18 protein-coding genes are annotated in these 15,016 nt (G+C 47.4%); all 18 read left to right on the top strand.

What is annotated here, in order from left to right:
- The 18 genes from spoIIIAE to ahrC all read left to right on the top strand — a co-directional run bounded on the left by spoIIIAE (position 1) and on the right by ahrC (position 15,016).
- A complete protein-coding gene (spoIIIAE, locus tag AC5ELV_RS06475) occupies positions 1-1,191 on the top strand; it encodes a stage III sporulation protein AE (protein WP_493429557.1) in 1,191 nt (396 codons plus the stop codon).
- A gap of 39 nt (positions 1,192-1,230) precedes the next feature.
- A complete protein-coding gene (gene spoIIIAF / locus AC5ELV_RS06470; protein ID WP_493429556.1) occupies positions 1,231-2,001 on the top strand; it encodes a stage III sporulation protein AF in 771 nt (256 codons plus the stop codon).
- A 16-nt stretch (positions 2,002-2,017) separates the two neighbouring features.
- The gene (gene spoIIIAG / locus AC5ELV_RS06465; RefSeq protein WP_029517255.1) at positions 2,018-2,659 is read left to right on the top strand and encodes a stage III sporulation protein AG; all 642 of its coding nucleotides are present in this window, start codon (positions 2,018-2,020) and stop codon (positions 2,657-2,659) included.
- Positions 2,660-2,721: 62 nt separating this feature from the next.
- The gene (locus AC5ELV_RS06460; protein ID WP_493429555.1) at positions 2,722-3,546 is read left to right on the top strand and encodes a SpoIIIAH-like family protein; all 825 of its coding nucleotides are present in this window, start codon (positions 2,722-2,724) and stop codon (positions 3,544-3,546) included.
- 138 nt (positions 3,547-3,684) lie between these two features.
- On the top strand, positions 3,685-4,176 hold the full coding sequence (gene accB, locus AC5ELV_RS06455; RefSeq protein ID WP_029517257.1) for an acetyl-CoA carboxylase biotin carboxyl carrier protein: 492 nt from the start codon (positions 3,685-3,687) through the stop codon (positions 4,174-4,176).
- A 61-nt stretch (positions 4,177-4,237) separates the two neighbouring features.
- A complete protein-coding gene (accC, locus tag AC5ELV_RS06450) occupies positions 4,238-5,581 on the top strand; it encodes an acetyl-CoA carboxylase biotin carboxylase subunit (protein WP_023989250.1) in 1,344 nt (447 codons plus the stop codon).
- 125 nt (positions 5,582-5,706) lie between these two features.
- On the top strand, positions 5,707-6,120 hold the full coding sequence (locus AC5ELV_RS06445; RefSeq protein WP_013310820.1) for an Asp23/Gls24 family envelope stress response protein: 414 nt from the start codon (positions 5,707-5,709) through the stop codon (positions 6,118-6,120).
- Positions 6,121-6,193: 73 nt separating this feature from the next.
- The gene (gene amaP / locus AC5ELV_RS06440; RefSeq protein ID WP_493429554.1) at positions 6,194-6,733 is read left to right on the top strand and encodes an alkaline shock response membrane anchor protein AmaP; all 540 of its coding nucleotides are present in this window, start codon (positions 6,194-6,196) and stop codon (positions 6,731-6,733) included.
- Between the two features lie 15 nt (positions 6,734-6,748).
- A complete protein-coding gene (locus AC5ELV_RS06435) occupies positions 6,749-6,982 on the top strand; it encodes a DUF2273 domain-containing protein (RefSeq protein ID WP_493429553.1) in 234 nt (77 codons plus the stop codon).
- A 135-nt stretch (positions 6,983-7,117) separates the two neighbouring features.
- Positions 7,118-7,567: a transcription antitermination factor NusB gene (nusB, locus tag AC5ELV_RS06430; protein ID WP_013310817.1), complete on the top strand. Its 450-nt coding sequence runs from the start codon at positions 7,118-7,120 to the stop codon at positions 7,565-7,567.
- Positions 7,568-7,604: 37 nt separating this feature from the next.
- Positions 7,605-8,462 carry a bifunctional methylenetetrahydrofolate dehydrogenase/methenyltetrahydrofolate cyclohydrolase FolD gene (folD, locus tag AC5ELV_RS06425; RefSeq protein WP_493429552.1) on the top strand — a complete coding sequence of 286 codons (858 nt, stop codon included), beginning with the start codon at positions 7,605-7,607 and terminating at the stop codon, positions 8,460-8,462.
- A 12-nt stretch (positions 8,463-8,474) separates the two neighbouring features.
- Entirely contained in the window at positions 8,475-9,839 is a 1,365-nt protein-coding gene (gene xseA, locus AC5ELV_RS06420) for an exodeoxyribonuclease VII large subunit (protein ID WP_493429551.1), read from the top strand.
- Positions 9,829-10,089, top strand: a complete 261-nt coding sequence (xseB, locus tag AC5ELV_RS06415; RefSeq protein ID WP_013310814.1) for an exodeoxyribonuclease VII small subunit — start codon at positions 9,829-9,831, stop codon at positions 10,087-10,089. Before xseA ends, xseB begins: the two co-directional genes overlap by 11 nt.
- Entirely contained in the window at positions 10,061-10,984 is a 924-nt protein-coding gene (locus AC5ELV_RS06410; RefSeq protein WP_493429866.1) for a polyprenyl synthetase family protein, read from the top strand. Before xseB ends, AC5ELV_RS06410 begins: the two co-directional genes overlap by 29 nt.
- 107 nt (positions 10,985-11,091) lie before the next feature.
- The gene (gene dxs, locus AC5ELV_RS06405) at positions 11,092-12,990 is read left to right on the top strand and encodes a 1-deoxy-D-xylulose-5-phosphate synthase (protein ID WP_493429550.1); all 1,899 of its coding nucleotides are present in this window, start codon (positions 11,092-11,094) and stop codon (positions 12,988-12,990) included.
- Positions 12,991-13,066: 76 nt separating this feature from the next.
- Positions 13,067-13,918: a TlyA family RNA methyltransferase gene (locus AC5ELV_RS06400; protein WP_493429549.1), complete on the top strand. Its 852-nt coding sequence runs from the start codon at positions 13,067-13,069 to the stop codon at positions 13,916-13,918.
- Positions 13,919-14,073: 155 nt separating this feature from the next.
- The gene (locus tag AC5ELV_RS06395; RefSeq protein ID WP_493429548.1) at positions 14,074-14,550 is read left to right on the top strand and encodes a hypothetical protein; all 477 of its coding nucleotides are present in this window, start codon (positions 14,074-14,076) and stop codon (positions 14,548-14,550) included.
- Positions 14,551-14,566: 16 nt separating this feature from the next.
- Positions 14,567-15,016: a transcriptional regulator AhrC/ArgR gene (gene ahrC / locus AC5ELV_RS06390; RefSeq protein WP_013310809.1), complete on the top strand. Its 450-nt coding sequence runs from the start codon at positions 14,567-14,569 to the stop codon at positions 15,014-15,016.

Raw genomic sequence — 15,016 nt, 5'->3', positions numbered from 1 at the left:
ATGAAAAGGCTGGGGGGCATGCCGAATCTCAAGGTAATTGCGATGTTGCTGCTATGTCTCTGGTGTGCCTCGGCTGCGTTCATCTTTGCAGATACACCGACAAACGAATGGATCAGACAGCAGGCGGAGCAAATGCCCAAAGATGAAGTAGAACATTATTGGGACGGGCTCATGCAGCAATACGGCGGATTTTTCCCTGATCAGAAAACGCCTTCCTTCATGGACATGCTGCTTCCAGGCGGTGAAGGGTTCAGCATAAAGGGTGTATTAAGCGCTATAGCTGATTTTTTCATCCATGAAATCCGAGTAAATGCCAAGTTGCTCGTCACCATTGTCATGCTCAGCATTATGAGTATGGTGCTGGAAACGCTGCAAAGCGCTTTTGAAAGCAAACAGGTCAGCAAAGTGGCCTACGCTATCGTATACATGGTTATTATCATTTTGGCGATTAATAGCTTTAGTGTAGCGATTGGTTATGCCAAAGAAGCGATTGATAGCATGATTCACTTCATGATGGCAATGTTGCCCTTGCTGTTCACCATGTTAGCCTCGATGGGTAACGTCGTAACAGTTTCGGTGACCCACCCGCTGATTGTATTTATGATCAACACGGTCGGAACAGTCATTCATACGCTGGTTTTCCCGCTGCTGTTCTTCTCGGCTGTGCTGTACTTGGTCAACTCGCTGACAGGCAAATACAAGCTGACCCAGCTAGCCGATCTGTTGCGGAACGCTGGAGTAGCAGTGCTGGGAGTGCTGCTGACCATTTTTCTAGGAGTCATTTCGGTCCAAGGCTTGACATCGTCAGTTACTGACGGATTAACGATCCGCACAGCCAAATATATTACAGGTAGCTTTGTTCCGGTGGTCGGCAAGGCGTTGGCAGATGCGACAGATACAGTCATTTCGGCTTCGCTGCTCGTTAAAAATGCCATTGGTCTGGTAGGAGTCATTATTATTTTGTTCCTGTGCGCATTTCCTGCTCTCAAGATTCTGACACTGGCTCTCATTTATAAAGTGACAGCAGCAATCATGCAGCCTTTGGGTGATACGCCTATCGTGGAATGTCTGGATGCGATCGGTAAGAGCATGATTTATGTTTTCGCTGCACTGGCGGCAGTGGGATTAATGTCCTTCCTTGCGATTACAATCATGCTCGCAGCAGGAAATATGACGGTCATGATGAGGTGAACCAATGCACGTAAACCAACAAGGGGGGAGGGGAGTGACGTGACCTGGCTGGGAGGCTGGCTTAAGGAACTGGTGCTTATCGTGTTGCTGGCTTCTTTTGTCGATATGATCTTACCGAGCCGATCTATGGAAAGGTATGTCAAACTCGTTCTTAGCCTGCTTATTCTGCTGACGTTGCTATCACCGGTCGTGCGCTTACTGAGCAGCAGCCCCTCTGAGGTTCTAGGGCGAGCATTGGATCTCCAACGTCAGGCTGAGACAGGCAAGAGGGAACCGACATTGGAGGAGATTTTGGCAAAAGGCAGCAAGTTAAAGCAACAGCAAGAACAAAGCTCCATGCAATGGGCTGGCAAAGAGGTAGCTAAGGAAATGAAAGGACAATTGGAACAGTATACTGGGTTAGCAATTCAGTCGGTCCAGGTTACTCTTGCAAAGATTCAACAAAAGGAATCGGGGCTGGAGGCAGGAACGGGTGTCCAGTCGGTAGTGGTCAAATTGGCGGAGCAGCAGCCAGAAAAAGAAAAGAAAAACACAGACGTCTCGCCTAGTGCAGATGCCAAACCAATTATGGTGGAGCCTGTAGCTGAAAAGACAGTGAATATTCGTGTGGAGCCGACACATGCAAAAACTTCAGACTTAAATGAAGGAACGCGAGAAGATGATCGTAAACCTGATAAAACTGCTGAGGACGGAAAGCCAACGGATACGAAAGCTTTTGGCTTAATTACAGGACTTCTACGTGAAAAATGGGGAATAGACAGCAAAAATATTCAGGTGGTTTCTTCGCAGGCTGGAACACATGAATGGTAACAGGAGGTGAGCAGAAATGAGCAAATGGTTGAAAAAGCTGGAGCAATGGCTGGGTGGAGGGGCGGATGGGGCGAAAAGGTTCAACTCATTTCGTTGGCTGCTTATTCTTGGCCTTATCGGTGTAGCGATCATGCTTTTCAATTCATTCGTTAATGTGAAAAAGGTCGATCCAGAAAACGTAGGGCGTGAGCCGCCTGGTGTGATGAAAAATGAGCCTACGTTAGAGACAACAACAGGTGAAGAAAGTTCCTTTGCCGGGATCGAGAAGGTTTTTGAGGACAATATGAAACAGATGCTTGAGCAGATTGTTGGCGTAGGAACCGTTGATGTCATGGTTACGGTAGACTCCACCGAAGAAGTTATCGTTCAACGCAATGTAAAAGACATGCAGGAAGAGAACAACGAGACAGACGCCAATGGTGGACAACGGCACACTACTCAATATACACGTGATGGCGAGATTGTCACCTATGAGTCGTCAGGTGGTCAGCACACCCCGATTGTGACCAAAAAAGTAAAACCGCAGGTGAGGGGAGTGCTTGTTGTGGCTATGGGGGCAGAAAACCCTACAGTGAAGCAGCTAATTGTCGATGCTGTACAGAAGGGACTCAATGTACCTTCCTACAAAATTTCAGTCGTTCCGCGTAAGCAGGGATAATTTGGAATTGGGGAACAAAGAAGTTTATATTTTAAACCATTAATGAAAATGGAGGACGGAACATGAATAATAAAAGACAAACCGTTTGGCTGGTGTCCATGCTGAGTTTAATGGTGGTACTGTCTGCATATTATTTGTTTACGGAGGACTCAAGCCCGGCAAATCCGCCAGTAGCCGATAGTGAGCAAGTGAGCAAGGTTAAGCAGGATGCCGCACAGGAAGCAACGACGAAGGCAGAGGAACAATTGAACGAACTGAAGGTAAATGAAGTGGTGACGAATGGAGAAGTAACTGATGGAGCATCAGCAACTTCCACAAAGTCGGATACGGCTTCCACAACGGACCCAGCAACAGAAAACTCAAAAGGCGATAAAGATACGACAGCTACCCCTACGACTGAACCGGCGACATCCGATCAAAACACAACTGCGACTAAGACGGACGCGACAGCACAAAGTGACGACAAAGCAGCCTCTACAGCCAAAACCGACCAGCAGGTACTGGATCAAGTGGCAACCGATCAAGCTGCCCAACCTACAGCAGCAGCTGTGATTGACAACTATTTGCTGGAACGGGACGTGGAAAATCAGAAGAAAAATGATGAACTGACTACCGCAATGAACGACAGCACACCAAAGAAAGCTGCTGAGGCTCAAAAGGAATTACATGTACTTGAAGATAAGCAGGCAAAAATTACTGGAATAGAAGAAGAGCTTCAGCAGCAGTTCGCCAATGCGGTCGTCCGTGAGGAAGATGCTGATAAATACAAAGTAGTGGTTCTGAGTGAAAAATTGGATGCTAAGCAAGCGGTAACAATTGTCGATAAAGTCATGAAGGAACTGAACGTAACGCAGGATAAGATCAGTGTCCAGTATGTTACACAATAAGACAAAAAACGCGAAAAAGCCCGGAGTTCTGCATTATTCCGGGCTCTTTCTATTTTTAATGATTGTGATATAATACATAAAGCTGTTTCAACAATGTAATCAGCAACCGGCAAAATGCTGAAGGAGTGATTAATAGAGATGTTTAAATTAAGCGAGATTAAGGAATTGATCAAGCTGGTGGATGAAACGTCTGTGCATGAGCTTGAAATTGAAAATGAAGGAACTCGCCTGTTGATCCGTAAACCGGGCAAAAGCGAGATCGTTACAGTACAGGCTCCTGTGGCAACACCTGCTTATGCAGTGGCACCACAAGCTGTTATTCCAAATCCACAAGTACAGTCCGATGTTGGATCTACAACTGCTGGGGAACCGAGGGAATATGCAAGTAATCTACATAAAATCGTATCTCCGATGGTAGGCACTTTCTATAGTTCTTCATCTCCGGATACGGCTCCGTATGTGAGTATCGGTAGCAAAGTGGGCGAAAAAACAACGGTATGTATCATTGAAGCGATGAAGCTGATGAATGAGCTGGAAGCTGAAGTGAAGGGCGAAATTGTGGAAATTTTGGCCGAAAACGGACAGTTGGTCGAGTATGGCCAGCCATTGTTCCTTGTGAAACCGGAGTAAAAAGCTTGTTTGTACCCTCTTTTGAGGGTTCGGCAAGACTGCTCCCAGGGAGGATAAAGTCATGACATTTCAAAAAGTATTGATTGCGAATCGTGGAGAAATTGCGGTTCGTATCATTCGCGCTTGCCGCGAAATGAATATTTCGACAGTTGCTGTATATTCGGAAGCTGATAAGGATTCGTTACATGTGCGTCTCGCAGATGAGGCTTACTGTATCGGACCGACGCTATCTAAGGACAGCTACCTTAATTTTACGAATCTGATGAGCGTTGCTACATTAACTGAATGTGACGCCATTCATCCAGGTTACGGATTTTTGGCGGAAAACGCAGACTTCGCTGAAATTTGCGAATCGTGTAATATTACATTTATTGGTCCTTCTCCTGAAGCCATTAACAAAATGGGAGATAAGGCCGTAGCCAAGCAGACCATGAAGGATGCCGGAGTTCCGGTTATTCCGGGTTCAGATGGGTTGGTTGAGGATTTGCAGGATGCGATCAGCATCGCACGTGATATCGGATATCCGGTAATTATCAAGGCCACAGCAGGTGGCGGAGGTAAAGGTATTCGTATCGCCGAAGATGAGGATAACCTAATTCAGCAAATCACTACCGCTCAGCAGGAGGCGCAAAAAGCATTTGGCAATGCGGGTGTGTACCTAGAAAAATATTTGACCGGTATGAAACATGTGGAAATACAAATCATAGCGGACAAGCATGGTAATGTTGCCCATTTGGGCGAACGGGACTGCTCTGTGCAGCGTCGTCGTCAGAAGTTGTTGGAGGAAGCACCATGTCCTGTACTTTCGCAGGATGTCCGTGAAGAAATGGGCCAGGCAGCTGTTCGTGCAGCTTTGGCCGTTCAATACTCTGGTGCAGGTACTCTCGAATTTTTGCTCGGCCCGGACAATAATTTCTATTTCATGGAAATGAATACACGTATTCAGGTAGAACATCCCGTAACAGAAATGATTACCGGCGTAGACCTGATTAAGGAAATGATCTCTGTCGCTGAAGGACATCCGCTTTCCTTTACGCAGGAAGAAGTCACCATCAATGGTTGGGCGATAGAGTGCCGTATTAACGCTGAGGACCCGGATCGTAATTTTATGCCTGCACCGGGTAAAATCGGATTTTATCTGCCTCCAGGCGGTCCTGGAGTACGGGTAGACAGCGCAGCATATCCAGGTTATAGCATTCCTCCTTATTATGACTCTATGATCGCCAAGCTGATTGTGTGGGCACCTACACGGCAGGATGCAATTGCCAAAATGAAGCGGGCTTTGTCTGAGTTTGCTATTGAGGGCATCCCCACAACGATTTCTTTTCATCAGCGCTTGCTAGAGCATCCGACCTTTATTAAAGGCGATTTTGATATTAAATTTTTGGAGGAAAACGAAGTTTAATCGGTATATTTCCTCAGTTTGTCATAATGAACGCCAAATGATATAGTATGGATAATAAGTGAGCATGTCTGCTTTGAGATCCAAAGCTGGAATGAAACTTATTTTGACCGAAAGGTGTTGAAGGTATGAGCACAGTGCCAACCGAATTCGAACGTACAGAAATTGGGGAAATTCAAATTGCTCCAGAAGTTATTGAAGTCATTGCCGGACTGGCTACCGTTGAGGTACCGGGTGTAGCGGGAATGAGTGGCGGATTTGCTGGTGGGTTTGCCGAACTGCTAGGACGCAAAAATTTATCTAAAGGTGTAAAAGTGGAAGTCGGACAGCGTGAAGCTGCTGTAGACGTATCCGTCATTATTGAGTACGGTAACCGTCTGCCTGAGGTGGCTGCTGCTATTCAGCATAATGTTAAGCGTTCGATTGAGAACATGACAGGCCTTAACGTTGTTGAAGTGAACGTGCAAATTCATGATGTTCAATTCAAAAATGCCGAAAAAGTAGAAGAGCCGGAAGTGCTGGGCGCCGGACGGGTTAAATAGAGCGATACTTTGTACAAACCCCCGACCCTTATGGGTCGAGGGTTTACTCTAATTTAAGGAGGCTGTGCGTTTCGTGGCTAAAGTTATGGACAGACTTCTGCTGTTCTTGTACAGCTTAAGTATCGGAATTATTTCCATTCTCGCCATCCTCCTCCTGAGCGGAGCCGTTCCGTATGCTTTAAGTATTGAGGATGAGCGAGTAGTGTGGTTTACCAGCCTGATTATTGCAGGGGTTCTGTTGTTATTGAGTCTTCGTTTTTTTTATATCTCTATTCGACGGAACCAAACCGTACAGCATTCTATTGATCAACGAACGGAATACGGTGACATTCAGATTTCAGTGGATACCATTGAAAATCTGTGCCTCAAAGCAGCTTCCCGATTTCGCGGGATGCAGGATTTGAAAGCACGCGTTCGCGTGTTGGATTCGGGACTTGATATTACGATTCGGGCGGTTGTAGACGGGGAAAGCTCCATTCCGGTGTTAACCTCCGAGGTACAAAAGGGGGTACACGATCATGTGGAAGAAATTACAGGAATTCCTGTGTCCAATGTGTCGGTGTACATCGCTAATGTTTCTCAGTCACCCAGCTTTAAGAGTCGTGTGGAATAGAGGTGATTTTCCCTGATGCCCTGGAAAGAAATATGGGGAAGTTACAAGGGCCGGATCATGGGGATCACGGCTGGTATTTTTTTCGGTTTTATATATTTGTGGGCAGGCTTTTGGAATATGTTGTTCTTTGCATTGATGGTGTTCATCGGATATACGCTAGGAAGACGTAGCGATTCAGCGCTCGGTTCATTCCTCCCTTGGAAGGAATGGGGCGATTGGTTGTCGCGGCGTTGGCGTCCTTTTAAATGAACCCTGTGATACGTGTTCTCCAAAATAGAGCTGTAGCTTCTTTGCGCCCAACGTTTTGGAGGATGCGTTCACAGGTTTTTTTGTGGAAATTGGTTAGAATGAAAAATAGATATAGGCAAGCGTAGGAGGCAGGGCATGAAAAGACGTCTGGCGAGGGAATTAGCGGTACAGAGTATGTACCATATGGAAATGAATGAAGTGGATGCGGCAGCAGCCGTGGACATGTTGCTTCAGGAAGCCGCTGAGGAAAACGAAGCGGAAGTTGTCGTTAAAAATGCAGCAGTGTTAAGAGCGTATGTTTTGGAGCATGTGCGTGGTACGTGGGAGCACAAGGAAGCCATTGATGGGCTGTTGGTGGATTATCTTAAAGGCTGGCAGATCAGCAGACTTTCACGTGTAGATCGTCAAATTTTGAGACTTGCGGCATATGAGATGATTTTCCGTGAGGATGTTCCAGCCAAGGTAGCTGTTAATGAAGCGATTGAGTTGTCGAAGCACTTTGGTACCGAGGAATCCGGTAAATTTGTTAATGGTGTACTGGGACGAGTAATACAAGAACTGGAGCAATTGAAAGCACGTTTTTAAGTAGAGACTACTGAATCAGGTTGGAGAGTGGTTAAACATGTCAGCACCGATCATTGATGGTAAACAAATCTCTCAGGATATTCGCGCAAGCATTCAGCAAGAGGTCATTCGTCTGAAAGAGCACCGTTTTCAACCGGGACTGGCTGTTGTATTGGTAGGCGAAGATCCCGCTTCGCAGGTGTATGTTAAAAACAAGGAAAAGGCATGCCATGATCTCGGTTATTACTCCGAGGTTCACCGGTTGGCAGCAGATACTTCGCAGGTAGCATTACTGGAACTGGTGGACAAGCTGAACCATCAAAGTACAATCCATGGAATTTTGGTACAACTGCCGTTGCCAAAGCATATTCATGAAAAAGCTGTCATTGATGCGATTGCAGTGGAGAAGGATGTGGATGGATTCCATCCGGTGAACGTAGGAAATTTGGTCATCGGTGACGATAGTCTATTGCCTTGTACTCCTGCTGGAGTCATTGAGTTAATCAAGCGTGCTGGAGTGGAGATAGCCGGTAAACATGCGGTAGTTATTGGTCGCAGTAATATCGTGGGCAAGCCAGTGTCTTTATTGTTGCAGCGTGAAAATGCTACGGTTACGATGTGCCACTCCCGTACAGCGAATATCGCGGACCTAAGTCGACAAGCGGATATCTTAGTCGTTGCGATCGGCAAAGCCAACTTTATTGATGCTTCGTTTGTGAAGCCCGGAGCGGTAGTGATTGATGTAGGGATGAACCGTCTGGAGAACGGAAAGTTGGCGGGGGACGTTGATTTTGAGAGCGTGAAGCAAGTGTCTGGTCCGATTACGCCTGTTCCCGGCGGAGTAGGCCCGATGACAATTACGATGCTGATGCAAAATACGCTCGTAGCGGCCAAGCGGTCGCACGGTTTGGCATAAGGGCAGCTGCCTGTGGCTGAACAACGTATTTACTCTATAAAGGACCTGAATCGTTATATCCGGATGAAACTGGAATCGGATCAGGTGCTGTCTGATGTATGGATACGCGGGGAAATTTCCAATTTTACGCATCATTCGAGTGGTCACATGTACTTTACGCTCAAGGATGAGGGGAGCCGCATACGTTCGATTATGTTTGCAACCCACAATCAGCGGCTTCCCTTCGTACCGAAAGAAGGTACGCGTGTTATTGCCCGGGGAAACGTATCCGTGTACGAACGAGATGGACAATATCAGTTTTATGCGACTCAAATGCAGCCTGATGGTATAGGAAGCCTTTATTTAGCTTACGAGCAGCTCAAGCAAAAGCTGGATGCAGAGGGACTGTTTGATACTGCTCGTAAGCGTAATCTTCCTGTCCATCCGGGAACCATTGGCGTGATTACGTCACCGACCGGAGCGGCTGTGCGTGATATTATTACGACACTTCAACGGCGATACCCGCAGGCTGGAATTGTGTTGTATCCTGTGCTTGTACAAGGAAAAGGTGCTGCACCCTCGATCGTCAAGGCAATTGAAGCTATGAATCGTATGCAAGAGGTTCAGGTGATGATCGTCGGACGGGGAGGTGGCTCGTTGGAAGAACTGTGGGCGTTTAATGAGGAATCGGTTGCGCGTGCCATTTACGCATCGGTTATTCCGGTTATTTCGGCAGTTGGACACGAAACGGATTTTACCATTGCCGATTTTGTGGCTGACTTACGTGCGGCAACGCCAACCGCAGCAGCTGAGTTGGCTGTGCCTAATCAGGTAGAACTACGGGATCAGCTGCTCCAGCGGGAGCAACGGTTGCGCAACGCCCTCCGGCAGCGGCTGGAAACCAGCCGTGAACGCTTGGCGAGGCTTCAGCGTTCGCCAGTCCTGCTGCACCCACGACGTTATATGCTACAGCATGCAGAGCGAATGGACATGCTGCATCAGCGGCTAATCCGCGCAGCGGGTAACCGTTCGCGTTTGAACGCAGAAAAGAACGCACGTATGCGTCAGGTACTAGAGCGGTTTAATCCGCGTGAACAAATTCGTTCGGCACGCAAGCAAACGGATATGGCGCAACGTCAGTTGGAGTCTGCGATGCGTGCTATTACAAAAACGGGACGGCAGCAGTTGCACACGGGAATTCGTCAGCTGGATGCACTGAGTCCACTCAAAGTCATGGCCCGAGGCTATAGCTTGGTATACGATGAGCAGGAGAAACGGCTGATTAAGTCGCTCAAAGACGTACAGCCGGGAGATTCCATCAAGATTAAAGTGAGTGATGGGCAGTTGGACTGCCAAGTATGGGGAATGAAGGAGGACGCGAAGCACGGTGGCGAATGAAACGGAATTGAATTTTGAAGCGGCTATGGCCGCTCTTGAAGAAATTGTCGGACAACTGGAGCATGGAGACGTTCCTCTGGAGCAAGCCATTGATTTGTTCCAGCGGGGGATGAAGCTGTCTCAGCTTTGCAGTCAGAAGCTGGAGCAGGTTGAACGTAAAATTGAAATGATCGTGGAAGAGGATGGAGATTTGCGCAAGAAGCCTTTTGGCGGTGGATTGGATGAAAACGGCGGTGAAGGGCTTGAATAGACCGTCGTTCAAGGAATATTTGACCGGGACAACGGATGTAGTTTCATCCGCACTGATCGAGCAGTTCCCAGCCGATTGGAACATTCCCGCTGTTCTTCGAGAATCCATGAATTACTCACTCACCGCAGGCGGAAAACGGCTGCGGCCTCTGCTTGTGATCGCTGCTGCTGAAGCATTCGGTGGAAGCAGGGAAGCTGCGCTGCCAGTGGCATGTGCGGTAGAAATGGTACATACGTATTCCCTCATTCATGACGACTTGCCAGCCATGGATGATGATGATTATCGGCGAGGTAAGCTGACGAATCATAAGGTATACGGCGAGGCGGTTGCTGTCCTTGCGGGTGATGCTTTGTTGACCCATGCCTTTTACAGCATTGTGCAAGCGGGACGGCGTCACGGTGTTTCATCTGATTCGCTATTGTCCATTGTTGAAGATTTGTCCGAAATGAGTGGCGCGCGGGGCATGGTAGGTGGACAGGTCGCAGATATGTCAGGCGAGCAAGGAATGACGGGGATCGAGGAACTGGAATATATCCATCTTCATAAAACTGCTGATTTGATTATTTTCTCGCTCTTGGCAGGTGGACGGATTGGTGGTGCGGACAAGAGTCAATTAGAGGCGCTTCGCCGCTTTGGACGAGACTTGGGGCTGGCTTTTCAGATCCAGGACGATATACTGGACCTCATAGGCGATGAGAGCAAGATGGGTAAGAAAACGCAAAGTGATGTTGAACAGGAGAAGGTTACCTATCCGTATTTCATTGGTATGGACGCATCTTTGCAGCAGGTGGAGGAACTCACCGCATCTGCTAAAAAAGTGATAACAGAGGGCGGTATTCCCGATTCTTCTCGTTTGTTGGAGATAGCCGATTACCTGATGAAGCGTGATCATTAGTTGCGTTAGAGCTGTTTTGACTTGTCTGCGTTTAAGCACAGTCAAAAAGTGTGATATAATACTTGTTAACTTTACACACAAACTTGAAGGAAAGCGGGGAGATATGCGTGCTGCTTCCACACATAAAGCAACCAGGCGATCTGAAATCACTGTCGGTTGAGGAGCTGGCTTCTCTAGCCGAGGAAATCAGGAGCTTTTTGATTGAGAAGCTGTCCGTGACTGGGGGGCATCTGGCATCGAATCTGGGAGTGGTTGAGCTCACGATCGCCCTGCATTATTGCTATAACAGTCCGATGGACAAGATGATTTATGACGTTGGGCACCAAGCCTACGTACACAAAATATTGACAGGGCGAATGGACCGTTTTGATACACTTCGTCAGCGTGATGGACTTTGTGGTTTTGTAAAAAGAAGCGAGAGTGAGCATGATGTTTGGGAAGCCGGTCATAGCAGTACTTCTCTGTCGGCGGCAATGGGAATGGCTTTGGCTCGAGATTTGAAGGGCGAGGACAATAAAGTCATTGCAATGATCGGAGACGGCGCGTTGACTGGCGGAATGGCCTTTGAAGCGTTGAATCATATCGGACATGAGCGCAAAAATTTAATGGTCATTCTGAATGACAACGAAATGTCCATAGCACCTAATGTAGGGGCCATGCATAATTATTTGAGTAAAATCCGCTCGGACCGTCATTATTTACGTGCAAAAGATGAGCTGGAAGTTTTGCTGAAAAAAATACCCGCGATCGGCGGTAAACTTGCCAAATCGGCTGGCCGTGTCAAGGACAGTCTTAAATATATGATGGTGCCTGGTGTACTGTTTGAGGAGCTGGGCCTTACGTATCTCGGTCCAGTGGACGGACATGATTTGCCGAAGCTAATCGAAACCTTCCAGCAGGCTGATAATGTCTCTGGCCCTGTATTGGTGCATGTCGTAACCACCAAGGGCAAGGGCTATAAACCTGCAGAGGCAGATTCACACAAATGGCACGGAATCAGCCCTTACAAGATTGAATCGGGTCAGGTATTCAAAGCTGTGGGTAATCCGATGTATACGGAAATTTTCGGCCGAACGCTGATTGAGCTGGCTGAGCAGGATGAGCGCATCGTTGCGGTCACGCCTGCTATGCCTGGTGGATCAGGACTGGTACCGTTTAGTAAAGAGTTTCCTAGCCGTATGATTGACGTCGGCATTGCTGAACAGCATGCAGCTACCATGTGTGCTGCGTTGGCAATGGAAGGGCTGAAGCCGGTGTTTGCGGTGTATTCGACTTTTATGCAGCGTGCTTATGACCAGATTGTGCATGATATCTGTCGTCATAATGCGAACGTAATGTTCGCGATTGACCGTGCAGGTTTTGTTGGGGCTGACGGGGAAACTCATCATGGCGTGTTTGATGTGGCATTCTTGCGTCATATCCCCAATCTTGTGCTTATGATGCCAAAGGATGAGAACGAGCTACGCCATATGATGAAAACAGCGCTCGACTATGAAGACGGTCCAATTGCTTATCGTTACCCGCGTGTTAATGTGGTTGGCGTGCCGATGGATAAAGAATTACAGGCTATTCCCATCGGCAGTTGGGAGCTCCTGCGTAAAGGCGAGGGCTTTGCTGTAATCGCATCAGGACCGATGCTCCAGGTGGCGACAGAGGCCGCGGAGGCGATGAAACGGGAAGGTTTGCAAGTGGGCGTCGTGAATGCCCGTTTCCTGAAGCCTTTGGATGAGGATATGTTGCGTGAGCTGGCTCGTCAGCATACGAAGCTGATTGTATTGGAAGAAGCTTCTGAGGCAGGAAGCTTGGGTAGCGCTGTACTGGAATTTTACGCCAAAGCCGAAATCCAAGAGGCGCAGGTGCGCTTAATGGGGATTCCCGATCTGTTCGTGGAGCATGGCTCCATCAAAGAGCAGCGTGCTGAAGTAGGTCTTACCATTGAAGATGTATGCTTAAAGCTGCGTAAATGGGCTGCTGAGCCAGCATATGGCATGGGACAATCCGTATAGGGTAACTTGAAGCGAAGACCATGACGTTTATAAAAAGTATGACAAGAGCAGCCTGGCTGCCTAAAGGGAGATTAACATGTCTGTTCCGAAGGAACGCATTGATGTATTACTTGTAGAACAAGGCTTTTTTGAAAGCCGTGAAAAAGCTAAAGCCGCGATTATGGCTGGTCTAGTGCTGGCGGACAGCGAACGGATCGAGAAGGCGGGTATGAAGGTACCACGATCCAGCGAGCTTAAAGTTAAGGGTTCGGTGCATCCATATGTAAGCCGTGGAGGATTGAAGCTGGAGAAGGCCATCCGTCAATTTGAGCTGAATATGAAAGGCAGGACAATGCTGGATATCGGCTCGTCCACTGGAGGTTTTACGGATTGTGCACTTCAGCATGGAGCTGAATACGTATACGCCATTGATGTGGGTTATAATCAGCTGGATTGGTCCCTTCGTAATGATGAACGAGTATGCGTAATGGAGAAAACGAATTTCAGATATATGACACCTGCGGATTTGAATGGTTCTGTGCCAAATTTCGCAAGTATCGACGTTTCGTTTATTTCATTACGTATTATTTTGCCCCCGTTGCTTGCCTTGTTGCATCAACCTGCTGATATTGTAGCTCTAATCAAGCCGCAATTCGAAGCTGGACGTGAAAAGGTCGGAAAATCGGGTGTGGTCCGTGATCCTGATACACATAAAGAAGTGTTGCAGACCATTCTGATGTTTGCGCATGAGCTTGGACTTACGCTGCAAGGTTTGGCTTATTCGCCTATTACAGGTGGAGAGGGCAATATTGAGTTTTTAGCGCATTGGCGTTTGGATGGGCTTCCTGCTGCAGAATCGCAGCTGGAGAAGATGGATTTCAGACCACTAATTGAACGTACCGTTCAGGAAGCAGGTCAGACTTTTAATAATGGTCCATCGCGTAAGTAACATTCAGGGGTTCTCCATGAGTTCTGTGAACTTAAGGGAACCTCTTTTTGGTGTGAGGGATTGATTATAGAACTCACGTTCGCCTATAATGAGATGTACAAAGGAAAAGGAATTTTACTTCCTGTCCTAGAATATGTCCATGAGGTGATCGGTCCATGGACACAAGATATGATACGGTTATCATCGCTGTAATCGGGGTGATATTAGGGATATGGGCTTTATATAGCCTGCGTGCCTGGTTGAAGGAGCCAGGGCCGCTTGTGCTAAAGACGATACCGATTAACGAGGATTTGGATGAAGGGCCTGCTATAGACCTACTCGAAGAAGCAGGATATGAAGTAGTGGGTGGGAAAATGAAAATACCGCTTGCTTTTAAAGTGAATGGACATACCGTGTATAGCCGTTTGTTTATAGACTACGTTGCTGTACGAAACGGTTCGACATATATGGTCAAAACGTCACGCCGCAAGAAACCAATGGAGTGGAGTGGTCCTGATTTACGGGACAGGCTCATGCCGTATTTGTTGCTCTATCCGGGTTGCGCGGGTGTATTGTACGTTGATACGGACGAGCGAAGTATTCGCCTTATTACATTAGTGGAAGACCTCGAAGAAGAGGAATATGAAGGTTAATCCATAGGAGGATTATATGAAGGGTCAACGACATATTAAAATTAGGGAAATTATTTCACAACATGAGATTGAGACGCAGGATGATCTGGTTGAAGCATTGCGTAAGGCTGGTTTTCAGGTCACGCAGGCGACCGTATCGCGCGATATCAAGGAGTTGCTGCTCATCAAGGTTCCAATGGACGATGGCAGATATAAATATTCGATGCCTTCAGATCAGCGCTACAATCCGGCTCAGAAACTGAAACGTACGTTGGTCGATAACTTTTTGCATATTGACTACACAACCAATCTGATTGTGATGAAGTGTCTGCCGGGAACAGCCAACTCGATTGCTGCTTTATTGGACAATATTGAATGGTCCGAGATTATGGGTACGATTAGCGGAGATGACACCATTTTGATTATTTGCCGATCGGAAGAAAACAGCGAAGCTATCGTGAATCGTCTTATGGGCTACATTTCCTAA

Source organism: Paenibacillus sp. NMA1017 (genome assembly GCF_058895805.1).
Note: the sequence above shows the minus strand (reverse complement) of the source record. Positions and strands in the feature narration are given on the sequence as shown.

Bases quoted from the DNA above. Each gene is read 5' to 3' on its own strand.
- spoIIIAE (WP_493429557.1), top strand. From the start codon at position 1: ATGAAAAGGCTGGGGGGCATGCCGAATCTCAAGGTAATTGCGATGTTG.
- spoIIIAG (WP_029517255.1), top strand. From the start codon at position 2,018: ATGAGCAAATGGTTGAAAAAGCTGGAGCAATGGCTGGGTGGAGGGGCG.
- AC5ELV_RS06460 (WP_493429555.1), top strand. From the start codon at position 2,722: ATGAATAATAAAAGACAAACCGTTTGGCTGGTGTCCATGCTGAGTTTA.
- accB (WP_029517257.1), top strand. From the start codon at position 3,685: ATGTTTAAATTAAGCGAGATTAAGGAATTGATCAAGCTGGTGGATGAA.
- accC (WP_023989250.1), top strand. From the start codon at position 4,238: ATGACATTTCAAAAAGTATTGATTGCGAATCGTGGAGAAATTGCGGTT.
- AC5ELV_RS06445 (WP_013310820.1), top strand. From the start codon at position 5,707: ATGAGCACAGTGCCAACCGAATTCGAACGTACAGAAATTGGGGAAATT.
- AC5ELV_RS06435 (WP_493429553.1), top strand. From the start codon at position 6,749: ATGCCCTGGAAAGAAATATGGGGAAGTTACAAGGGCCGGATCATGGGG.
- nusB (WP_013310817.1), top strand. From the start codon at position 7,118: ATGAAAAGACGTCTGGCGAGGGAATTAGCGGTACAGAGTATGTACCAT.
- folD (WP_493429552.1), top strand. From the start codon at position 7,605: ATGTCAGCACCGATCATTGATGGTAAACAAATCTCTCAGGATATTCGC.
- AC5ELV_RS06410 (WP_493429866.1), top strand. From the start codon at position 10,061: ATGAAAACGGCGGTGAAGGGCTTGAATAGACCGTCGTTCAAGGAATAT.
- AC5ELV_RS06400 (WP_493429549.1), top strand. From the start codon at position 13,067: ATGTCTGTTCCGAAGGAACGCATTGATGTATTACTTGTAGAACAAGGC.
- AC5ELV_RS06395 (WP_493429548.1), top strand. From the start codon at position 14,074: ATGGACACAAGATATGATACGGTTATCATCGCTGTAATCGGGGTGATA.
- ahrC (WP_013310809.1), top strand. From the start codon at position 14,567: ATGAAGGGTCAACGACATATTAAAATTAGGGAAATTATTTCACAACAT.